This is a genomic window from Parabacteroides goldsteinii (assembly GCF_020091425.1).
GTDB lineage: Bacteria > Bacteroidota > Bacteroidia > Bacteroidales > Tannerellaceae > Parabacteroides > Parabacteroides goldsteinii.
Map to the genome: position 1 here is coordinate 4,770,427 of NZ_CP081906.1, position 21,939 is coordinate 4,792,365.

The following is a 21,939-nucleotide window of genomic DNA, read 5'->3' on the forward strand; positions in this document are numbered from 1 at the left end:
GCCTTTATCTTAAAAATAACTTATTTACAGCGGATGGAACGACCCAGTTTCAAAACAGTAGTTTTGGATATACCATTCATTTCGCACAACTTGCCAACTGTTGTTCCGTATTTAGCAGCCAGAGCACCCAAGGTATCACCACTCTTAATGCGGTGGTAAACAGGTGTTGCTTCCTGATCAGCACTGACATTTCCAGTCAGAGAGGCAACCGGAGTGGCAGCTTCTACAGTTGTAGTCTTAACCGCTTTTGCTACAGTTTGCGTATTTGTCTTTTGGGTTGCAGATTTAGCTGCTACAGTCGCTTCTTTTCCGGCACTACAACGGATTGACTGACCTAAACGAAGCATAGAAGTACTCTTGATGCCATTCAAACGGCAAAGCTCATTAACTGTCGTGCCATACATGCGGGCAATCTTACCCAGTGTATCACCCGATTTCACACGGTGATAAACCATCTGGTCGCTTGAAGAAGTATAAATATTACTCTTACGCCCGTTAATCTTTATATTATGGAATACATAAACATCCTGATGAGGAACTGAGTTTTCGAAATCAATAATGTCGGCCGGGTTGATAGCCTGTCCCAGGAAGCGGGTTTCGAAATGAAGATGAGAACCGGTAGAACGTCCGGTGTTTCCTCCTAATGCGATCGGATCGCCTGCACGAACAATGTCGTTTACATCAACAAGTGATTTGGATAAGTGACCGTAAACTGTTTCAAGTCCGTTCGGATGGCGAACCACCAGGTAATTTCCATATCCGCGACGTTCGAAATTACGGATACGTACCTTTCCGTCAAATGCTGCACGGATCGTATCGCCTACCTGAACCTTCAGGTCTATTCCTTTATGCATACGACGACGACGGGGACCATATTTAGAGGTAACGCGCGTCATTGTATCGATAGGAAGAATAAATGTTGAACAATCTATAGCGCAGGAATCCGGCATTTCAACTTTAGCACCTCCACGGAAAGGATCTACCCAACGGGTGTCCCAGTTCGATCCGTACAATTCATCTGCAGGAAACAGAAGGGCTTCATTGGCAGCAAGAGATTCATCAACTCTTGCATTAATCTCTGCCAGTTCTTTCAAACCCATATCTTTACGGATGGTAACACGGTCAGCCATCAGTTCGGATACGCGTTTATCCATTTTTACTATATGTATAGTTTCTTTTGGAGTATCTGTCCCTGTTTGTTTCTGAGCTGATACAGCCGAAACCATAAAGGAAGTACAACAAATAAAAAGTAGTGCTCTTATTTTCATTTTTATCATTTTTCGAAATGGAATCCAGAAGTAAAATAAGCTGTGAAACAGACCCTATTTTTTACAAATCGACCAAAGTTCGTTATTTTGAGCAAGTTGACAAAATTCAATCCGGAAAAATTTCCGCAATGAAAGTGAAGAAATTCAAAACGACGCACTATTCTTTCTGAAATACAAACACTTACACAAAAACATGTTTCACAACATATTAGCTAATCATACTCCAGTTTATCTTCCGGGTAAAGAGTGTTTTTAACCTTTCGTTCAAAATCCGGTTGGGTTCGGACAGTAATTCGGGGTCTTTGTCCAAGACTTCCTGTGCGATATCCCGCGCATATTGCAATATCTGCCCGTCAGCAGCCAGGTTCGCAATCTTCAGGTCAAGCCCTTCCCCACTTTGCTGGGTTCCTTCCAGATCTCCATGTCCGCGAAGGTGCAGGTCGGCTTCTGCAATCTCAAAACCGTTATTGCTGTTCACCATTATCTCCAGACGCTTACGGGTATCGTTGCTCAGCTTATAAGAAGAGACCAGGATACAATAGGATTGTTCCGCACCACGTCCTACCCTGCCGCGCAACTGGTGTAATTGTGACAGACCGAAACGTTCGGCACTTTCAATCACCATCACAGAGGCATTCGGAACATTCACCCCTACCTCGATAACAGTTGTTGCCATCAATATCTGCGCTTCGCCGGTAATAAATTTCTGCATTTCGGTTTCCTTGTCCGCTGCTTTCATTTTCCCATGCACCATGCAAACTTTATATTCGGGAAACACCTCTTTAAATGTTTCGAAACCGTCTTCCAGATTTTTATAGTCCAGCTTCTCACTTCCTTCAATCAGCGGGTAAACAACATACACCTGGCGCCCCAACTGAATTTCCTTACGCAGAAAATCATATAACTGGGCTTTTTTATTATCGTAACGGTGCACTGTCTGGATAGGCTTGCGACCGGGAGGTAACTCATCAATAACGGAAACGTCCAGATCACCATACAAAGTCATGGCAAGTGTCCGGGGAATAGGAGTAGCCGTCATCACCAATACGTGAGGGACAACTGCATTCTTTTTCCAGAGGCGTGAACGTTGTTCCACACCGAAACGATGTTGTTCGTCAATAATAGCCAACCCGAGTGAAGAGAATACCACAGTTTCTTCAATCAGGGCATGCGTTCCTATCACGATCTGTATTTCACCGCTGGCAATGGCCGGAAGTATTTTATTACGCTCCTTCTTTTTCGTCGATCCGGTCAATAAGGCAACACGAATGTCCATATCTTTCAGGAATTCCATCACAGTAGCATAATGCTGGGTTGCCAGTATTTCCGTCGGCGCCATCATGCAGGCCTGGCAATGGTTATCGACAGCCAGCAGCATGGAGAGTAAAGCGACCAACGTCTTTCCGCTTCCCACATCTCCCTGCAACAGACGGTTCATCTGCCGCCCGCTCCCCATATCGGCACGGATCTCCTTCACCACCCGTTTTTGTGCACCAGTCAGTTCAAACGGAAGATAATCTTTATAGAATGTATTAAAGTAATTCCCGACAGTGGGGAATACGATTCCTTTCAGCTTCAACTTCCGCAGACTGGCTGTACGGAGGATATTCAACTGTATAAAAAACAGTTCGTCGAATTTCAAGCGCAACTGTGCCTGTCTCAGCTTCTCCGTCGACTCCGGAAAATGGACATTACGGATCGCTTCCTTCAACGGCATCATCCGGATACGCGACAGGACATCTGCCGGAAGTGTTTCAGGCAATATCCAGTTCAAAGAACTCAGTAATGTATATTGCAGATTCTGTATCGCCCTCGAATTAAGGAACGACTTTTTCATTTTTTCCGATGTATTATAGAAAGGTGTCAGACCGGCTGCCACCTGGTCTGCCTGATCCATCGGATCGATATCGGGATGGGGAATATTATAAATATGTCCGAACTCGGTCGGTTTGCCGAAAACAATATAATCTGTCCCCGTTTTGTATTTATCGGTCACATAATTAAGACCTTTGAACCAGACGAGGTCGATCGTCCCGGTGCCATCGGTAAATTTAGCCACCAATCGCCGGGTCCGCCCTTCCCCCACCGTGTCATAATACAGAATACGTCCTTTCAGTTGGATATAAGGCATATTTCCCGTTATTTCGGAAACCTTATAAAACCGGCTACGGTCGATATATTTATACGGAAAATAAAACAACAAATCCTCATACGAAGATATTCCGGCCTCTTTCCGTAATATCTCCGCTTTCTTCGGGCCTACACCCGGCAGATACATAAGGGATCGTTTGTCTAAATCAAGCATAGCTGTCTATTTCTGTCTATATAATTCACAAAACATAATCGTCATCGCCTTTATCTTCAAACTCATCAATCCATTCCTTCAATTTTCTTTGTAGTAAGCTTTTATTCGGAAGATATAGCGCATATTCCGTTGCATAAATATTTGCATTCTCTGGTAGAGTGAGTTTGACTAAAGCATCATTTTTCTCCTGACAAAGCAAAATACCAATCGTCGGTTTCTCAAAATCCATCTTTACATAACGATCAAAGAAATTGACATACATCTGCATTTGTCCTAAATCCTGATGTGTTAATTTATCAACTTTCAAGTCTATGAGAACATAGCATTGTAACAATCGATTATAAAAAACCAAATCAACAAAGAAATGTTGCTCGTTAAAAGTAAAACGCTTCTGACGCGCTTCAAATAAAAAACCTTTTCCTAACTCCAATAGAAAGTCTTGCAATTTTCCTATGATCGCATTTTCAAGCTTACTCTCACTATAAGCAGCATCTATTCTCAACCCCAAAAATTCCAAAGTCAATGGATTCTTTATTATATCAGATGATTTCTCTAATGTCTGCCCTTCTATTGCCAAACGCATTACCTCGTTCTTGTTTCGGCTTAATGCTAATCGTTCATATAAACTTGATCCAATTTGTCTACTTAATTGTCGTACACTCCAATTCTGTTTGCCGCATTCTATTTCATAAAAATTTCGTTCTTCAGGATTTTCTATCCGCATAAGAACAAGATAATGTGACCAGCTAAGAGTAAACTGGACGGTCTGCCCTGATAAAATCTCCGTTTCAATTGGCTCAACACTGTTGAGCTTATTAGAATAAGTTACATAAAACTGTCTGATTCTCTTCAAATTCGGGTAAGAATATCCATTGCCAAATTGTTGCGAAAGCCTATTTGACAATTCTTTCAATGTAGCTTTACCATACTCCGCACGAGAAGCTCCCTGCTGTTCTTCTTCCACAATATAACGTCCTATTTCATAGTTTGTATACACCATAGCCACATTTATAGCTGTAGCTAGTTGTCTACGAGTCGACTCTATCAACATAGAGATTTTATCATATAAAACCTCTATTATTTGCGAATTTGACATCTCTGAATCTTTCATATTTCTTTACGGATTTTTCAATAGTACAGCATCGGTCTGAATCGAACATAGCTGTCTATTTGGACAGCGAATTTATCATTTTTATGGGCATTATGCAAATAAGAAAACAGAGTATCTCACATTTTCAGTAAGATACTCTGCTTTTATTACAATTTGAATTTGTATCCGACAGATAGTCCAAACAGGAACTCTTGTTCATTTATACAGTTCTGGAAGCAGTTAACGCCGACAAAGACTCTTTTCATTTCAACACTGACTTCTGCCGTAGCACCTACCTGAACTTCCGGCCCCGTACCAAAATAAGCGCCTCCATTCAGACGAAGATTTGCCTTTTCCTTCAATGGAATGTGGAATGATGCATAAACCGGGATATTAAAATCAATATCCCATGTATCCAAATTACCGATTGCCGACCTATTTGCCGTATGCAACAACACCCCGGTCTGAATTGAAAATAATGTTGATTGCGGAAAGTTTATATAGGCTCCCGCATGAAGCCCCCATACATCTCCACCCATTATACCGGTACGTGCCTCTATATCAGCGGCCTGTACACAATTAAAAACAGAGAACAATGCAATAACAATTAATACCAGTGTCTTTTTCATCATATATTCATTTATTTACAAAGTGTAAACGGGATAAATACAGATATATTACAATCGGAAATTTGTCCCTATCGATAAGCTATCTCTCAATTGTGTATGACAACTCATTATCACCAAAAGGAAAAGAAATAATATAAGAGTACACATATTCAACGAAAAGGAAGTTTATAGGCAACATATACACTCCATGTTCTGTTTTTTAAATCATCAGCACTTCTTATAGGAAAAAAATCTGATAATTTGGAAATCCCCAAATCATACAATACTCCTATTTGTAAATCATACATAACTAATTCTATATTAAAACTACAACCAATATCCCAGCGATTCATACCGGGAAAAACCTTTCTTCCATAAGATGATGTCTCAAAGGAGATAGATTCAAAAGGCCTTAGACCTGCTTTATAAGTATTATCCAGTCGCCCTATAGAACCTTTCCCTGAAAGTCCATAAGAAAAATAAGGTCCGCTTTTTAACCGGATAGATAAGTCTTTATACAAAGAATGACCTATCGACAACATCAAAGGTATTTTCATATATGTTGTTTTCAAATCCATAGATACCAAATCAGCATTTATCGGATATTCTGATATGTTTATAGTTCCTTTTATATTATTAGCCCCTTTTTGAGTAATATAAATTCCGCTTTCCAATCCCCAAAAGGATGAAAAATTATACAAGGCAGACACACCTGCATTACAAGAAATAAAAGATTGAGAAGACTCAATACCGGATAAAGAAGAAATATTAAAACCCACATTTGGTGATAGAGACAGTTGTGAATGCAGTGATGTAAAACTCAATATACAAATAGAAATTATACAGAGAAATATCTTCATAACCTTTTTATGTTAAAATGCTATAGCCAAAGATACCCAAAAGCATCATTGATATAGCATTCTGTTTATACTTTATTTATCGGTAAGAATTGGCAAAGTATAGGCAACTCCATTCTCAGAGTACATTTTCCAAATTCCCCATTCAGGTGTATTTACTTGAGCTATATTTTTTCTAGAGTTTATATATTCCCGATCCAAAATAATTTCGACAATTTCATCATCATGATTTTGAAATGGTATTTTTGCATTTACACCATAATCCTTCCCATTAAACTTAACTCCTAAAGAAAACTCCCAGTTCTTAGCATCGCCATTGTCTTCTTCTATAATTTTCAAACCGCATTGGAGTTGTTCTTGCCTCCAACTGGTTATCAAAGGGGTTGTGAATGTCTTTATTTTACTTTTAGATATTTCTTTTCGCGACCAAGTTTTCTTTAGTCTTGTTACAGGAGCTTTCATTCCTCCCTCTATTTCAGGATATGCACATTGTACAACTATTTCAGAGCCTCCAGCCAATACGCCATCTAGCTGTTTAAAAACCCTCATATTTTGAATATAAAAAGTATATATCAAATCAGGATCAGTCTTAGGTTCCCAAATGATATATCGTGGCTCCGGATGGATGATATTAGTATCAACAGGCTGATCAAATACAACTCCATTTTTTTCATATATACCATTTTCAAAATCAGGTAAATCTTCATATCTTGTTTCATTCCTGTTTATAACCCATACTGGATTTTCCGTAACATATACTTCATCTACAATTACTGTATCAATACTGATCGTACCATCAGCTTCCTTCACTTGCTTATAACCATAATTCCAATCTTCATTACCATTTTCAGGATTAAATGTAATTACGGGCAATGTCTCACCATCCCAATCCTCTGAATAAGGCCAATAGATTTGAATATCATTTTTGGATAAATATTCAAAAAAATCAGAAGGAGAGATTGAGGATCTTAATAAAGAACTTGATATTTTATCGCTCATTTTCTGTATTAAGCTTGGCGTTTGTCCCATACGACATAACTTGCTATTAGAAGGACTTAACATATCAGTAAATCGAAACTCTTCATCCAATCCATAGTTTACAGAACGATCAATCCCCATTTTCACTTCATTCATTATCGCCCGATCTATCTCTACAGATACTAACAATTGAGCTACAACCGAGTTATCAACTATACTCCCTACCGATTTTGTATTAGGATTTTGATCTGGTCCAAGTACATTTTCTAAATCTTCATTTGAACAGGATACTACAGTAAATAAAGATACTATAGCCACACATAATTTAAATACATTCATCACATTAATAATTAGTTAATATTTTATTTCAAAAAAACCTTGCAATTCTACATCTTCTAAAAATATGTACAAGATATAATCACCTTTCTGAATCATTGGCAATGACAGTAGGCATGTACCATCCACTTTCATGTTATCATTACATATATTATTACCGGAAAAATCAGTTATAACAACTCTGACATTTTCTTTGCCTTTCCTCAAATCCAATGTCAACTCCTTACTTTCTTCATCAATAAACACCTCTATCGGAGGTTTAGGAAACCTGGTTTGACCATTCAAATCAATTTTCCTTTTTGCAAAACCGGAAATCGTTGCACACAATAATATCATGACTACTAATAACAATCTGTTCATATTCATTCAAGATTAAATTTCAGGGGCAAAGGTACAGGTCTTAATAGTAACGAGGGGGACCAAATCTGCTGAAAGGCATGTATGGGGAGAGTCCTCCAAACAAGCAGTAAGCTACTGATAATAAACAAAATAAAAAGCTCATACATATAAAAACATATGTATGAGCCCTATTTTCATCCTTCCGGAGAGGTCATTTACAAACCAAAAACAAATTTTTCCAACGTTATATCAGTATTCTCCAACTGCCCCTTTTTCATAATACGATAGCGCTTATGACTGACAGATGCAGACTGAATATTTAATAGGATAGACAGCTGTTGACTATTCAGTCCAATCTTCAATAGACAACAGAAACGTATTTCATCTTCAGTCAGATTTGGGATTTGACTCTGCAAATTATCAATAAAAAGAAAATAAGTAGTCTTCAGTATTTCTTTTAATGTTAACCAATTCTGATCTGTTAACGGATACTTTTTTGCTTCTTCAATTGATTGAGAGTTTTTAATAATTTTCTTATAAACAGCGGAACTCCTCAATATATTTTCTCTGATATTCAATATATCACCTTTTAGCCCTTTTACTGCAAATTCTTTTTCTTGTAAAGCCTTATTTGCTTCACTAATCCTTTTTTGCTGATTAAGTATATATTCATTTTTTAAAGTAATTCTATATTTATACAATACAAGCAAAAACAAACTAACCAACAACAACAAAACACAAGCAATAATAATCCATTGATTTCTATTTTCCAACTCATTATTATTATTCAACAATTCAGCATACTCATATCGTCTTTCAACTTTTAAAACATCTGCCCGAGCTTGTAAATCCGCTATAGAATCAGCATAATTAACATACTGTTCATAATAGTCCAAGGACAAAGAATAATTGCCCTGTTCTTTTTCCAATATATATAATCGAAACAAAAGGCCACCTGTCAATTTATGCCCCGGAGTACGATACATAGAAGCCATTTCTATATATTCCCGTACCTTTCCATATTCCTTTTTCCGAGTATATAAATCAGCTAAAGCTAAATAAGTCGGAGCACTTCCCGCCTCATCATAAGCTATTGATTGATACAAGTATTTTTCTGCCAATGAATAATCACCTAATTCTTTATAATTAATCCCCAAACGATTGGTCATGGAACTCAATAACAACGAATCATTCATATTCAATGCTAGCTGATAAGCCTTTTGATATGATTCCGAAGCCTCTCCATATTCTTCTTTCAACGTATAAAGCCAACCTATATCCCGAATCGAATAAATATAATCCAAGCTATCTCCCCCCTTTAGATAATATTCGCCACTCAACAAATGGTAACGCTGTGCCTCATCATAATTATCTTCATAGTCATGTAACCCGGCAATTTTTTTATACAATTTCCCAACTAACAAATAGTTGTTTGCCTTTTTCGCCATCTCTACCGCTTTCAAATAAGACTTCATGGCCCAATCGAAATCGGTCTCTTCTTCATAGGACATACCCAGATACATCAGACAATTCATCTTTTCTTCCAGAGAGCCGTGTTTTTCGTAATAATCATTCGCCCGCTCCATTTGCGGAACAAACGGCATGTCTTCACCCAACTGCTCGGATAAACCGGCATGAATCAAGCAGAAACGGGCAAAGGTTTTATCATTTAGTATATCCGGATTGGTAATACCGTCCAACAAGGCAAAAGCACTATCCGGCTGTTCAGCCCGGATCAACTCCTCCGCCTCCTTTATCTTTAAATTAATTTCATTGTTACTTTTACAGGAAAAGAACAAACAGAAAAGAATAAATAGTAATATGACGTTTTTCATATCAATACTTGTGTGTTATTCAAACTGCAATATCCGAATTAAATATTTAATGCACAAATTAACAGCAAGTATATTCAAAATTAAAACACTAATCAGAATTTCCCAATTATCAAAAAGATATCCTTTTCACCTAAAAAATATCAGAATAATGCATTTTGCACAAATTTCATATCCGCTATTTTTCACAAAACGGACAAAATAGAATGAAAATAAATACATTATTTAACACATAATCAGCCAATATCAATTCCAACTATTCACTTAAAACAAATTTCAACTCCGTTTAAAGCAAAATTTTTTTCGTTTTAAATGAAGTTGAACTCCGTTTAAAACGAGTTTTTTATTGATTGCAGTCGAAAAAAGCGCTTTTAGAGCATTCTTTTTCATGCACAAAGACATGTTAAAAAACAGTTTTTCTTTCTAGAAAGAGCAATAATACATACAAAATCCAAACAGCAAATTCACACAGATAACACCATTCATTCTACCAATCCCTACATATGCGTTATAAATAAAATCATAAAGATACCCACATCAAGTAAATATAAAAATAATGATATACACTTATAACGAATAAAACGAGTAAAAATTCATCTTCCCTATAAAGCCCTCATACAACTCACTGATAAGAGACCTTATTTTACATTTTGATAATTCTTCTATCCCCATTTACCCCCTTGTTGACAAGTCTTGACGCCAGCTCCATTAAGGGTAAACATTTAGACATACTATCAAAAAGTCAATTCAAGCCAGCGGGACAGAAATACATCATATACCTGGTACCATAAATCACGAACATCTTCCTCCCGGTAAATCATTTCCTTTTCCAGCAAAGCATCGAGTGCTCGTTTGGAATTAGCAGGTGTTCCTATCTTATATTTCTGTATGAATGTCTTAGACTGAGGCTGATACACTTTTCCTTCTTTGGCGATCGCAATCAAAAGTTGCCATTGCACAGGACTTAACAACTGACGGTATTGAACATAAGTGGCTTGCTGAGATAATAAAAGATTACTGCAAACCTGCTTGACATCTTCCAAACGGATATTTTTTAACGGTAAAGCATACGTGTTATTACAAATAACCTGTGTGTAATAAGTATGTAGCCTCGTCCATTCGAGAATGAAACCGATCGCTTCGTCATCTATTTTTTTCCCACCCTCTTCAAACTTATTTTTTATAAAAGTATAATATGCATCCTGCGAAATAGGATTCAAATACATCATTTGTGTACTTGAAAAAAACGGGCGCTTGGCACTATTAAATATTTCTGCCATCATATGTTTGTTACTTCCACTAAAAATAAATCGTGTCTTCTGCAGGTTCTGTATCCGTGAACGAAGTAATGCTTCTGTATTTACCTCCGGATAATTAGCAACTTGCTGAAACTCGTCAATTGCGACTACTGCCTGCTGAGCTTCGTTTTCCAAGAACTGAAATATACCGGTAAGTGTCTTTTCTGTAGTTTTCATCTCAGTAAACCCAAAACTAACTTCTGGTGCCCCAGTCAAAGGGTCATACGAAATGACCGGATGAAATCCCTTCAACAAATCAAGAAAACGCTTTCCGAAACTTTTGTGTTCCGGAATTTGTTGCAAAATGGCTTGTGACAGATTTTCCGTAAATTCTTTCAAATTCTGTGTAGGATATATGTCTACATATATACAATGACAAGTGTTATCAACTCTCAAATCCTCAAACAAACGATGTATTAACGACGATTTTCCCAATCTTCGCAGAGAGATAAGCGACGTATTTATATTATTTTCGACCTGTTTTTTTAAAGTCATTAATTCATATTCCCGATCACAGAAAAATGATTTACCGATATAACCTGTTATTGGAAAAGGATTTACACTACTAAAAGCCATATTGCATAAGTTTTATGAATTACAAATATACACTTTTTTATCATACATTTTGTATGATACTTTTTGTATGATACTTTTTATTAACAAGCACAAACCTTGCCGCCCTATCGACAGTCGGTATAGTTTTGGATTTTGATAATTTTCTTATCAAATCTGACACAAGTACGGGTTTACTATTTGAGCATCGACAAAAATCATATACATTTGTCCTAATCCATGTGAAACTAAACTTTGTCAATATGAAACTTAAGTCCGGTATTTCAATTCTTTTGTCATTTCTTTTTGTTTTGACAGCAAATGCAACTCTTACTCCTGTCAGGCTCACCTGTGAATATCTGGTCGATCCCTCCGTTATAGATGCCCGGCATCCCCGGTTGTCGTGGATCAATACAGCCGCTCCCGGCGAACGAGGACAACAGCAGACCGCCTATCAGATACGGGTTGCTTCATCGGCCGATAAACTGAAAAAAGAACAGGCCGACCTTTGGGACAGTGGTAAGAAAAAAAGCAGCCAGTCCTTTCTGGTTCGTTACGAAGGAAAGCCGCTACAATCGAGACAGGAATGCTGGTGGCAAGTCCGTGTTTGGGATGCCAACGGAAAAATATCGGACTGGAGTGAACCTGCCCGCTGGAATATGGGATTGCTAAATGCCGATGAATGGAAAGCACAATGGATCGGTGCCCCCTGGCAAGGCGAAGAAGCCACGGCAAAATCAGCAGACAAAACACTTCCCCCTGCCCCACTCTTTCGAAAAGATTTTACCGTTTCCAAAGAAATAGCTTCAGCAAAAATCTATATCAGCGGATTGGGTTATTTTGAATTATATCTGAACGGAGAAAAAGTCGGCAACGACGTTCTGGTCCCCAACCAGACCAATTATGGGAAACGGGACGACCTGGATGTAACCCGTGTGACCCTCGACGATAATTTCAGAGGCTATAATGTACTCTATCTCTGCTACGACCTGAAAGAAGCGTTGAAACAAGGTAAAAATGCACTCGGCTGCCTGTTAGGTAACGGCTTCTATAATGCGGCACTAAGCTGGACGATGCCCTACGGATCGCCACGCCTGATCGCGCAGTTACATATCGGCTACACCGACGGCAGCGAGGAGGTCATCACATCGGACACTTCCTGGAAAGTATCGCGTAGCGCCATTGTCTTAGATGGAATTTACCAGGGAGAACATTATGACGCCCGGTTGGAACAGCCGGATTGGTGTTCGCCGGACAAACCAGCTGACGGATGGGAGTCTGCCGTCGTACGGAAAGCGCCGGAAGGTGAACTACAGGCACAGATGTCTCATTCCGACAAGGTAATGGAAGTCTTGAAACCGAAAAAGATCACACGACTGGAAAACGGGAATTACAAAGTCGATTTCGGGGAAGAAATATCCGGTTGGATACATCTGCATAATATGCAGGGAGAAGCAGGCAGAAAGGTAGAGATACGTTATATCTGTGAATCACCCAACGGATCAAACTCTTACACAATGAAAGGCGGCGGACCGGAATCGTATGCCGCCCGCTTCACCTGGTTTGTTTTCCGGGAAGCGGAGATCATCAACTGGCCGGGTGAACTCCGGGAGGATAACCTGACAGCAGAAGCCGTATATACGGAAATTGAAACGACCGGACATTTCGAATGCTCGAACCCTCTTTTCAACCAGATCAATAAGATATGGAGACGAAGCCTGACAGACAACTCACACGGCAGTATTATCAGCGACTGTCCCCATCGGGAACGTTCTGCCTATACCGGCGACGGACAGGTGGCTTGCGTCACTGTCATGCACAACTATGATGCCGCAGCTTTATATACCAAATGGATCAAAGACATATTGCTTGCCCAGAATAAAGCGACCGGTTATGTTCCGAACGGTGCACCCTGGCAGCCCGGCTGCGGAGGCGGCGTGGCATGGGGAGCAGCTATGAACATTATGCCGTGGGAGTTTTATCTGCATTATGCAGATAAAGATTTGCTGGCTGCCAATTACACCGGAATGAAAGAACAGCTCCGATACATGCAAACCTGGGTAGATTCCGACGGCATCATGCTTTCGCAGATAAAAAGCAACGGAAACGTCAGCGAATGGCACAACCTGGGAGAATGGTGCCCGGCAGACGGATTTCCTCCGAAAGACCTGGTTCATACATTCTATCTCTGGCGTTGTGCCGATCTTACGGCAAAAGCGGCATCAGCACTGGGAGAGAAAAAGGATGCAAGCCTTTTCTCCGCTCTGGCAGAGAAAACACGGCAGGCTTTCCACAAACGTTTCTATAATCCGGTGACTAAAACATATGGTCCTTCGGGCAGCAATATCTTCGCTCTGGTGATGGGAGTTCCGGATGAAGTAAAGAAAGATGTACAGGAAACGATACGGGAAGAAGTGCGCGCCCATAACGGACACTTATACACAGGTATTTTCGGTACTCAGTTCTTTTTTGAGACATTGGCAGACAACGGAATGAACGAACTGGCCTACGAAGCAATGAATAAAAAGGATATGCCTGGTTACGGATGGTGGATTTCACAGGGAGCCACAACGACCTGGGAAGAATGGAACGGCAACAACTCTCGCAACCACCCGATGTTCGGTGGCGGCTTTACCTGGTTTTACAGGAAGATGGCAGGACTGAATAGCGACCAACAGGAACCCGGCTATAAACACATCATCATAAAACCTTATCCTCCTAAAGCGATCAACTATGCTTCCTACTCTACCCGTACCCCTTTCGGACAGGCGGCTGTGAGTTGGGAAAAACAAAATAATACGTTCAAAATGGATGTAGAAATACCCGTTGGAAGCCGTGCCACAGTCTATCTGCCGGTTATTTCCGGAAAGACGGTAAAAGAATGCCGCTCCGGCATCAAACAGGCAAAAGACGTTAAATACAACGGGATACAGGATGGTTATGCGGTTATGGAGGTGTCTTCCGGAAAATATTGTTTTGAGACTGATTAAGAAGCAATCCCTGTGCTATCAGCAGATCGAACGGGGTCGTTATTTTGATATTCTCACGGTTGCCGGTTACCAACCGGACCGGTACTCCGGCAGCCTCAACAACCGAAGCGTCATCCGTGAAAAGAGATGTGAACGGTTGTTCGTATGCTTCCAGCAAAATATCACTGCGAAAAACCTGCGGTGTCTGTACAGCTACATAACGGCTACGGTCTACCGGATGCGAACCGTTTTCATCGGTTTCACGCAACGAGTCGATCATCGGCATAACCGGAATAGCAGCACCGCTTTTTTCTGCCTCATCAAAACAGGCACAGATTACTTCGGGAGAGACAAACGGACGTACACCGTCATGTACCGCGATCAAGACTTTTTCATTTCGTCCGGATGCATTTCCAATTTCTTCCGAAAGGAATTGTAATCCGTTCCGAACGGAATGAAACCGGGTCTCACCGCCATTCGCTATCCGGTGAGGTGCCTTACACCCGATCTCCCGGCAAAGCATATTCCAGTAAGGCTGGTGATCTTCGGGAAGGACCAGCAGCAATTCTGCCGCATTATCCCAGCGATGGAAGGCTTCCAACGTATGCATCAGGATCGGTTTACCTTCCAGCGGAATGAACTGCTTAGGCAAATCGCCTCCCATCCGGAGACCTTTCCCTCCGGCCACGATCAATACATATTTGTGCATTACTCCAGTTCCTCCAGTACTTTTTTGACTTCTTCGTCTACCTTATACAACTTCTCCTTGCATAACTTAATCAGCCGGGTAGCCTCTTTCACCTTTTCTGAAAGGACATCCACATCCAGATCACCGTTCTCTATATCGGCCACAATTTTACGGAGTTTCTCTACCGCTTCATTGTATGTTTCTTCTTTCTTTGTCATATTTCGGAATAATTTATTTTTTAACGATACTCTTCACATCCCCATCCGCAAACCGGGTCACCAGTTCATCGCCGGGATTCAGATCGGTTGCATGCTTGATGATTTTGCCGTCTTTCAGGGACAAGCTATAACCACGCTTCAATACATAATCGGGAGATGCCATTTTAATGAACTGCTCCGTCAACTGGATAAACCGCGTGCCTTCCGCCAGGCGCGAAGCAGCACGGTTCTGTAACTGCATTTGCAGGCTTTCAAGCGTTGAACGCCGGCGGAGCAACATGGCCGAAGCAGAAGCCGGAAGTTTATTGCCTGCCATTTGCAGGAAAGAACGGTTACGCTCGATCCTGTTCGTGACAATCACCGGTAAACGTGCCCCCAGCAATTGCAGGAAGTTTTTTTGTTTCAATAAGATCGTGCTTGCCAGTTCGCTCACCTCCTGCTGAAGGTCTTCCAGTTCTTCCGCCGCTGCATCCATACGGCCGATCAGAAATTCGGCTACGGCTGTCGGCGTTTTCATCCGCGTATGTGCCACCATATCCAGAATGGTATCATCGCGCTCATGGCCGATACCCGTTATCACCGGCAACGGGAACTGGGCACAATTTGCCGCCAGCAGATAGGAGTCGAAACTATTCAGATCGGAAGTTGAACCACCGCCGCGGATAATGACCACCACGTCGAAACAATCGATATGATGGTAAATACGGTCCAGCGCTGCGATGACAGACTCTTCCGTTCTCTCCCCTTGCATCAGGGCGGGAAATAACTTCGGATAGAACGGATAGCCCGCTTTATTATTTGCCAGCTGATTCAGGAAATCCTCATACCCGGCAGCCGTCGGGGAAGTAATAACAGCAATACGTTTAGGCAGGACAGGGAACGGTAATTCTTTATTCAATGTAAATACACCCTCTTCTTTCAACTGGCGGATAATCTCCATCCGCTTTCTCAGCATATCCCCCAATGTATAGGCAGGATCGATATCCAGCACCGTCAGGCTGTATCCGTACAGTTCATGAAATTCGACCGATACTTTCACCAGCACCTTCAGTCCGGAAGCAAACATCTGCCCCGTCTCCATCTCAAAGTAAGGCTTCAGCATCCGGAACGTTTTAGCCCATATCGAGCCGCGTGCCCTGGCAACCAATTGCCCGGTTATAGGATTTTTTTCAATAAACTCCAGATAGCAATGCCCGGAAGAAGCATTCGTCCGCACATCACTCATCTCCGCACGAACCCAGCAAGTGCCGGGGAAAGCCTCACTGACCGCACCGCGCACCAGGTTATTCAATTCCAGCAAAGACAGTTCCCTGCGTTCTTCGCCCATATATTCCGGATTAATGTTCAGTCCTGGCATACTGCATTCCTTTCTTATAGGCTTTATATATATTCGGGATACCGTACCCCAGTTCGGCGTCAGGCTGTTTGAACTGGCTGGAAACCTGCTGTAATAAAGCAATGACCTCCTTATTGCTCAACTCCGGCAACGCCTGCCACAGACAGACGCCCAATCCCGCCAGTATAGGAGTTGCAAAAGATGTTCCGCTGGCATAACGTACATTTCCTTGTGGATCGATCACACAACTGCCCGACCCTAATGCCACCACATCCGGTTTCACCCGGTAATCGGCAGTAAATCCTACCGAACTGAAAATACTTTTCTTTTTATCTTCCGTAATAGACCCAACCGTCAGAATATCCGATGCATCGGAAGGGAAAGTAATTTTCCCCCAACTGCCGTTTCCTTCATTTCCGGCACTGCAAAACATCAGGATCCCCTTTTGCGCTGCGATATGTGCCGCCTGGCTGATCAAAGAACTCTTTCCGTCCAAAGCGGACTGATCGTAAGATAATTCATCTGCATCAAAAGCGAAATAACCTAATGAGGAGGAGATCACATCGACTCCTACACTATCGGCATATTCAACAGCCGCCGCCCAATAGTCTTCTTCTATCGGGTATTCGGAATCGCTGTCCTCGCTTTTTATAAGCAAATAAGACGCTTTGGGAGCGGTCCCGACCATGATCCCGGGCATATTGGCAGCCATACAAGACAGAACCTTCGTCCCATGGTCGTCTGCTTCATACACACTGCGGCCCGGATAAATCACATTATGCGTCCCGATCAATTGCAGGGAATCGAAAACGCAGATACGGTCTACATTCTGGAAGCCGGCATCTATCACTGCCACACGCATCCCTTCCCCACGGAAGCCGGCATCATGCAGTTTGATTCCATTCAACATTTTGATCTGCCTTTCAGCATATCCGTATTTCTCTTTCAAAGGAGCATCAGAAGGAGAAAGACAGATCTCCTGATCATCTTCCTGGGCCGGAGTCACATCATGCCCTTTCCATACCCATTTTACAGAGTCGACCATCGTCAGGTTTTTCAGACGGTCGGCAACTGTGCTGTCTTTACTGGTCACGACTACGGTAGAAAGCCATTTACTCTGCACCACCGGTTCAGCGCCGGTAGCGACCAATGTATCCAGATAAGCATGCGCAATGGGAAGATCGGAAGCGGTGACCGGCGTTCCCGCCTTTTTACGCCGCTGAATGGATTCTTTCGACAGAAAAGCCTCCGGTTCTTCCACGGTAAAGCCGGAATCGCCTTTATCTTTCAAATAGACACGAAAACAGTAACTTTCTCCGGCAGTAAGCCACGAAGAAAAACAGCATAACAAAACAAACAGTCCTATATATTTTTTCATGGGATCATATAACTCAACTCTACAAAAGTAGTAATTGCCTTGGATATAAAAAAGCCCGGCAACTCATCAAGAGGCCGGGCCATTATTTTTTAAACTAATTTATTCGTTTACGTTACAGATAGGAATTTCACGCTTAACACTTTGACGTAAAGAAATCAAAGTCTCTGTAGCAGTAACCCCCGGTATCTCCTGAATCTTTGTATTCAGCAATTCCATCAGATGTTCATTATCACGGGCATATAACTTGATCAGCATTGTATAAGGACCTGTTGTAAAATGACACTCAACCACTTCGGGTATCTTCTCAAACTCAGGCACTACGTCTTTATACATAGAACCCCGTTCCAGTTTCACACCGATATATGTACAAGTATTATATCCCAGAATCTTAGGATTAATATGATAACCCGACCCAACGATCACATTCATATCAATCATGCGCTGTACCCGTTGATGGATGGCTGCACGCGACACACCACACTCTTCAGCTACATCCTTGAAAGGAATCCTGGCATTCTTTGAAATAATGTTCAATATCTGCCGGTCCAGTTTGTCTATTTTCTCCATTTCTACTATCGCTTTATTATACGCTCTTTTTATTTATATATCAAAAGTATATAATTATTTTCAACAATCTATCATTCTGAAAGAAAAAAGTAGCAAATAAATAATAAAAGCGGGCAAATAATGCTTTTTAGCATAATTTACCCGCCTCTTTATCTACAAAATGAGATATTACTTTTTCTGATCGTCTTTAACGATATCCAGTAACTCGATTTCGAATTTCAGAAGACTGTTCGGTTTGATGCTGCTTCCACGAGGAGGCTGAGGACCATAACCCAGTTCAGAAGGAACCCAAACTATATATTTAGATCCGACCGGCATAATCTGCAGGATTTCAGTCCATCCCGGGATTACACGATCAACTCTGAATTCAGCAGGTTCGCCACGGCTAACAGAGCTATCGAATTCAGATCCGTCCAACAGAGTTCCTGTATAATGTACTTTCACATTATCTTCTTTTGCCGGTTTTGCACCAGTACCTTCTTTTTCTACTTTATATTGCAAGCCGCTTTCAGTTGTGATAACGCCGTCTTTCGTTTTGTTTTCAGCCAGGAACTTTTCACCTTCTTCCTTAGCCTGCTGAGACTCTCTAGCCTGAGCTTCTACGAAGTAAGTGTTCAGATAAGTCTGAGCCTGTTCCGGAGTCATCTTTGTAGAATCGCCTTTAATAGCCTGAACAAAACCTGCGATCAGTGCATCGATATTGGCTTCGCCACCAGGTAATGTTTTCAAATTTTCTTTATAACCGGCACCGGTAGAAACACCAATAGCATAACTTGCGCTATCTACTGCCGATTTCAAATTTGCACTAGGCTTAGAATCACAAGAAGTGGCAGCAATGCCTAAAGCTACAATCGCTGTAGCAGCTAAAACATTAATCTTTTTCATTTTTCTCTATAAATTATTTTACTATATCTAACAATTCAACATCAAAAACCAATGCACTGTTCGGTTCGATAGCTTCACCCGCTCCATGTTCGCCATAAGCCAGGTCTGACGGGATAAATAATCTCCATTTAGATCCTACCGGCATTAACTGCAATGCTTCCACCCATCCCGGGATAACCTGCGATACTCCGAATACAGCCGGTTCGCCACGCTGTACCGAACTATCAAACACTGTTCCGTTGATTAATGTTCCGTGATAATGACATTTCACCTTGTCAGAAGCAGTCGGTTTAGGACCTTCACCTTTCTGAAGTACCTGATATTGCAATCCGCTGGGCAGGGTAACTACACCCGCTTTTCCTTTATTGATATTCAGAAATTCCTCTCCGGCTTTCTTATTTATTTCAAATTTTTCTTTTTGCAGCTTCATGAAGTAATCGTTGATCACCTGCTTAGCTTCGTCATAACTGATTTCCGGGGTCTGACCACCTAAAATATCTTTCAATCCTTTCACAAAGTCTTCAATCTGAAGATCATTAATGCCCGAGTTCTGGAAATTATTTCCGATACTTAAGCCAAGTGCGTAACTTACTTTATCCATTCTTTTTCGTTTTCAACTAATTACAAGCTACAAAAGTAATGCTTTTAACTACACAAACGTCATCAGAAGGCACTTTTTTATTACTTTTGCATCTGTTATGGGAGAACAACAAACGGAATCTTCACTATTTTCAACGCTCTTCGGTCAATTCAAAGAGCCGTTCATTCTGTTTGCCAATTCATACGTAAGGGATATGGCCGCCGCAGAGGATATTTACATGGAGGCAATCATCCAATACTGGGAAAAAAGAAAAGAACTGCCAGCCGACACCAATATTCCCGGATACATATTAACAACTGTAAAAAACAAGTCACTCAACCACTTACGCCACCAGACCATCCGCACAGATGTGGAAGACCAATTATATGACCACCGGCAACGGGAACTGAATTTTCGTATCTCGTCCCTGGAGTCGTGCGACCCGTCAGACCTCTTCACGGTCGAAGTCAAAGAGATCATCCGAAAAACATTAAACGAACTGCCGGAACAAACCCGCGCGATTTTCTTTAAAAGCCGGTATGAAAGCAAAACCAACCGGGAAATTGCAGCTGAACTGGAAGTCAGTATCAAAACAGTAGAATTCCATATTTCGAAAGCACTGAAACTATTCCGTAGCCGGTTGAAAGATTATTTACCGGCATTGCTGGTACTGACCGGAATAAGCGATTTCTGACCAATTCCTTAAATCCACTCTTCTACAGCGTAAAAAGAGTCAGATTACTTAAACATTACAACCTCTTCATCGTTTATATATAAAGTAAAACGATAAGATTATGAGACGTATACAGAAATGGGGAATAGCGCTAGCTGCCATTACAGCGGGCACTCAGTTAAATACCACAGAAGCCTGCACCAGAGTTGTTTATCAGGGAAAAGACAATACAGTTCTGACCGCCCGGTCGATGGACTGGAAAGAAGATACCCGCAGCAACCTGTGGATATTTCCGCGAGGTATGAAGCGTAATGGAGAAATAGGAAAGAATCCGCTTGAATGGACTTCCAAATATGGAAGTGTAGTTGCTTCCGCCTACGATATTTGCAGTACGGACGGGATGAACGAAAAGGGACTGGTCGCCAATCTGCTCTGGCTGGCAGAGTCGGAATACCCGCAGTGGGATGGTAAAAAACCGGGACTGTCCATTGCCGCCTGGGTTCAATATATACTGGATAATTTCGCCACAGTCGATGAAGCAGTTTCCTATGTTGAAAAAGGCACCTTCGAAGTTGTATCGGACATGATGCCTGACGGAACCCGCATGGCAACATTACATCTTTCCATCTCGGATGCCGATGGTGACAATGCGATCTTTGAATATATCGGCGGAGAATTGAAAATCCATCATGACAAGTCATACCAGGTAATGACTAACTCCCCGGTTTTCGACCAGCAACTGGCCTTGAATGATTACTGGAAAAATATCGGGGGAACAACATTCCTACCAGGAACCAACCGTGCTGCCGACCGTTTTGTCAGAGCCTCTTTCTATATTAATGCTATTCCGAAAGTGGCGGATACCCGTACGGCCGTTGCCAGTGTATTCAGCGTAATCCGTAACACGTCAGTACCATTAGGTATCACAACACCTAACGAACCGAATATCTCATCGACAAGATGGAGAACCGTTTCCGACCAAAAGAATAAGGTTTATTTCTTTGAATCGACCATCCAGCCTAATGTATTCTGGGTAAATTTACAAGATGTGGATTTTTCAGAAAAAGCACCGGTGAAGATGCTTGACCTGGTTAGCGGTAAAACCTATGCCGGCAACACGGCAGAGCAATTTGTTGAAGCTAAACCGTTCAAATTCCTGGGAGTCGATTAAGACTCCCTTTT

General features: G+C 41.4%; 19 protein-coding genes. 3 read left to right on the top strand and 16 right to left on the bottom strand.

Annotated features, from left to right (window positions below; genetic code table 11):
* Positions 1-20: 20 nt before the first annotated feature.
* The 9 genes from K6V26_RS20175 to K6V26_RS20215 all read right to left on the bottom strand — a co-directional run bounded on the left by K6V26_RS20175 (position 21) and on the right by K6V26_RS20215 (position 11,487).
* Complete coding sequence (locus K6V26_RS20175; RefSeq protein WP_128133107.1) at positions 21-1,268, bottom strand: M23 family metallopeptidase; 1,248 nt, start codon at positions 1,266-1,268, stop codon at positions 21-23.
* A 208-nt stretch (positions 1,269-1,476) separates the two neighbouring features.
* Entirely contained in the window at positions 1,477-3,573 is a 2,097-nt protein-coding gene (gene recG, locus K6V26_RS20180) for an ATP-dependent DNA helicase RecG (protein WP_007655756.1), read from the bottom strand.
* Between the two features lie 25 nt (positions 3,574-3,598).
* Positions 3,599-4,684 (bottom strand): PDDEXK nuclease domain-containing protein, encoded by a 1,086-nt coding sequence (locus K6V26_RS20185; RefSeq protein WP_195437172.1) that lies wholly within the window; start codon positions 4,682-4,684, stop codon positions 3,599-3,601.
* A gap of 146 nt (positions 4,685-4,830) precedes the next feature.
* A complete protein-coding gene (locus K6V26_RS20190) occupies positions 4,831-5,295 on the bottom strand; it encodes a hypothetical protein (RefSeq protein ID WP_224263671.1) in 465 nt (154 codons plus the stop codon).
* 146 nt (positions 5,296-5,441) lie between these two features.
* Positions 5,442-6,131: an outer membrane beta-barrel protein gene (locus tag K6V26_RS20195; protein ID WP_122329356.1), complete on the bottom strand. Its 690-nt coding sequence runs from the start codon at positions 6,129-6,131 to the stop codon at positions 5,442-5,444.
* 72 nt (positions 6,132-6,203) lie between these two features.
* A complete protein-coding gene (locus tag K6V26_RS20200) occupies positions 6,204-7,445 on the bottom strand; it encodes a hypothetical protein (protein WP_224263672.1) in 1,242 nt (413 codons plus the stop codon).
* 15 nt (positions 7,446-7,460) lie between these two features.
* Positions 7,461-7,802 (bottom strand): DUF3244 domain-containing protein, encoded by a 342-nt coding sequence (locus tag K6V26_RS20205; RefSeq protein ID WP_224263673.1) that lies wholly within the window; start codon positions 7,800-7,802, stop codon positions 7,461-7,463.
* Between the two features lie 194 nt (positions 7,803-7,996).
* Positions 7,997-9,616 carry a tetratricopeptide repeat protein gene (locus K6V26_RS20210; RefSeq protein ID WP_224263674.1) on the bottom strand — a complete coding sequence of 540 codons (1,620 nt, stop codon included), beginning with the start codon at positions 9,614-9,616 and terminating at the stop codon, positions 7,997-7,999.
* A gap of 731 nt (positions 9,617-10,347) precedes the next feature.
* Positions 10,348-11,487 (bottom strand): AAA family ATPase, encoded by a 1,140-nt coding sequence (locus K6V26_RS20215; protein WP_224263675.1) that lies wholly within the window; start codon positions 11,485-11,487, stop codon positions 10,348-10,350.
* Between the two features lie 239 nt (positions 11,488-11,726).
* Between K6V26_RS20215 and K6V26_RS20220 the strand changes: the two genes are divergently transcribed.
* Complete coding sequence (locus K6V26_RS20220; RefSeq protein WP_224263676.1) at positions 11,727-14,453, top strand: family 78 glycoside hydrolase catalytic domain; 2,727 nt, start codon at positions 11,727-11,729, stop codon at positions 14,451-14,453.
* Here the strand turns inward: K6V26_RS20220 and K6V26_RS20225 are convergent.
* From K6V26_RS20225 to K6V26_RS20255, 7 genes are all read right to left on the bottom strand, one after another.
* On the bottom strand, positions 14,410-15,141 hold the full coding sequence (locus tag K6V26_RS20225) for a 2-C-methyl-D-erythritol 4-phosphate cytidylyltransferase (RefSeq protein WP_224263677.1): 732 nt from the start codon (positions 15,139-15,141) through the stop codon (positions 14,410-14,412). The genes K6V26_RS20220 and K6V26_RS20225 overlap by 44 nt on opposite strands.
* Positions 15,141-15,338: an exodeoxyribonuclease VII small subunit gene (gene xseB / locus K6V26_RS20230; protein ID WP_007655765.1), complete on the bottom strand. Its 198-nt coding sequence runs from the start codon at positions 15,336-15,338 to the stop codon at positions 15,141-15,143. Before xseB ends, K6V26_RS20225 begins: the two co-directional genes overlap by 1 nt.
* 13 nt (positions 15,339-15,351) lie before the next feature.
* Complete coding sequence (gene xseA, locus K6V26_RS20235) at positions 15,352-16,695, bottom strand: exodeoxyribonuclease VII large subunit (protein WP_010801476.1); 1,344 nt, start codon at positions 16,693-16,695, stop codon at positions 15,352-15,354.
* Positions 16,676-18,052 (bottom strand): S8 family peptidase, encoded by a 1,377-nt coding sequence (locus K6V26_RS20240; protein ID WP_224263678.1) that lies wholly within the window; start codon positions 18,050-18,052, stop codon positions 16,676-16,678. Before K6V26_RS20240 ends, xseA begins: the two co-directional genes overlap by 20 nt.
* Before the next feature lie 99 nt (positions 18,053-18,151).
* Positions 18,152-18,619: an Lrp/AsnC family transcriptional regulator gene (locus K6V26_RS20245; RefSeq protein WP_007655775.1), complete on the bottom strand. Its 468-nt coding sequence runs from the start codon at positions 18,617-18,619 to the stop codon at positions 18,152-18,154.
* A gap of 168 nt (positions 18,620-18,787) precedes the next feature.
* A complete protein-coding gene (locus K6V26_RS20250; protein ID WP_007655776.1) occupies positions 18,788-19,504 on the bottom strand; it encodes an FKBP-type peptidyl-prolyl cis-trans isomerase in 717 nt (238 codons plus the stop codon).
* A gap of 13 nt (positions 19,505-19,517) precedes the next feature.
* Positions 19,518-20,105 (bottom strand): FKBP-type peptidyl-prolyl cis-trans isomerase, encoded by a 588-nt coding sequence (locus tag K6V26_RS20255; protein WP_007655777.1) that lies wholly within the window; start codon positions 20,103-20,105, stop codon positions 19,518-19,520.
* Between the two features lie 97 nt (positions 20,106-20,202).
* Here K6V26_RS20255 and K6V26_RS20260 point away from each other — a divergent pair, with 97 nt between their 5' ends.
* Both K6V26_RS20260 and K6V26_RS20265 read left to right on the top strand, forming a co-directional pair.
* Positions 20,203-20,778, top strand: a complete 576-nt coding sequence (locus tag K6V26_RS20260) for an RNA polymerase sigma-70 factor (protein ID WP_082208570.1) — start codon at positions 20,203-20,205, stop codon at positions 20,776-20,778.
* A gap of 100 nt (positions 20,779-20,878) precedes the next feature.
* Complete coding sequence (locus K6V26_RS20265; RefSeq protein ID WP_010801473.1) at positions 20,879-21,928, top strand: linear amide C-N hydrolase; 1,050 nt, start codon at positions 20,879-20,881, stop codon at positions 21,926-21,928.
* Positions 21,929-21,939 lie beyond the last annotated feature (11 nt).

Excerpts from the sequence above, each read along its gene's own strand:
- K6V26_RS20245 (WP_007655775.1), bottom strand. The coding sequence starts at position 18,619 with ATGGAGAAAATAGACAAACTGGACCGGCAGATATTGAACATTATTTCA.
- K6V26_RS20190 (WP_224263671.1), bottom strand. The coding sequence starts at position 5,295 with ATGATGAAAAAGACACTGGTATTAATTGTTATTGCATTGTTCTCTGTT.
- K6V26_RS20220 (WP_224263676.1), top strand. The coding sequence starts at position 11,727 with ATGAAACTTAAGTCCGGTATTTCAATTCTTTTGTCATTTCTTTTTGTT.
- K6V26_RS20265 (WP_010801473.1), top strand. The coding sequence starts at position 20,879 with ATGAGACGTATACAGAAATGGGGAATAGCGCTAGCTGCCATTACAGCG.
- K6V26_RS20225 (WP_224263677.1), bottom strand. The coding sequence starts at position 15,141 with ATGCACAAATATGTATTGATCGTGGCCGGAGGGAAAGGTCTCCGGATG.
- K6V26_RS20200 (WP_224263672.1), bottom strand. The coding sequence starts at position 7,445 with ATGAATGTATTTAAATTATGTGTGGCTATAGTATCTTTATTTACTGTA.
- xseA (WP_010801476.1), bottom strand. The coding sequence starts at position 16,695 with ATGCCAGGACTGAACATTAATCCGGAATATATGGGCGAAGAACGCAGG.
- K6V26_RS20260 (WP_082208570.1), top strand. The coding sequence starts at position 20,203 with ATGGGAGAACAACAAACGGAATCTTCACTATTTTCAACGCTCTTCGGT.
- K6V26_RS20205 (WP_224263673.1), bottom strand. The coding sequence starts at position 7,802 with ATGAACAGATTGTTATTAGTAGTCATGATATTATTGTGTGCAACGATT.
- K6V26_RS20215 (WP_224263675.1), bottom strand. The coding sequence starts at position 11,487 with ATGGCTTTTAGTAGTGTAAATCCTTTTCCAATAACAGGTTATATCGGT.
- K6V26_RS20195 (WP_122329356.1), bottom strand. The coding sequence starts at position 6,131 with ATGAAGATATTTCTCTGTATAATTTCTATTTGTATATTGAGTTTTACA.
- recG (WP_007655756.1), bottom strand. The coding sequence starts at position 3,573 with ATGCTTGATTTAGACAAACGATCCCTTATGTATCTGCCGGGTGTAGGC.
- xseB (WP_007655765.1), bottom strand. The coding sequence starts at position 15,338 with ATGACAAAGAAAGAAGAAACATACAATGAAGCGGTAGAGAAACTCCGT.
- K6V26_RS20175 (WP_128133107.1), bottom strand. The coding sequence starts at position 1,268 with ATGAAAATAAGAGCACTACTTTTTATTTGTTGTACTTCCTTTATGGTT.
- K6V26_RS20240 (WP_224263678.1), bottom strand. The coding sequence starts at position 18,052 with ATGAAAAAATATATAGGACTGTTTGTTTTGTTATGCTGTTTTTCTTCG.
- K6V26_RS20255 (WP_007655777.1), bottom strand. The coding sequence starts at position 20,105 with ATGGATAAAGTAAGTTACGCACTTGGCTTAAGTATCGGAAATAATTTC.
- K6V26_RS20210 (WP_224263674.1), bottom strand. The coding sequence starts at position 9,616 with ATGAAAAACGTCATATTACTATTTATTCTTTTCTGTTTGTTCTTTTCC.
- K6V26_RS20185 (WP_195437172.1), bottom strand. The coding sequence starts at position 4,684 with ATGAAAGATTCAGAGATGTCAAATTCGCAAATAATAGAGGTTTTATAT.
- K6V26_RS20250 (WP_007655776.1), bottom strand. The coding sequence starts at position 19,504 with ATGAAAAAGATTAATGTTTTAGCTGCTACAGCGATTGTAGCTTTAGGC.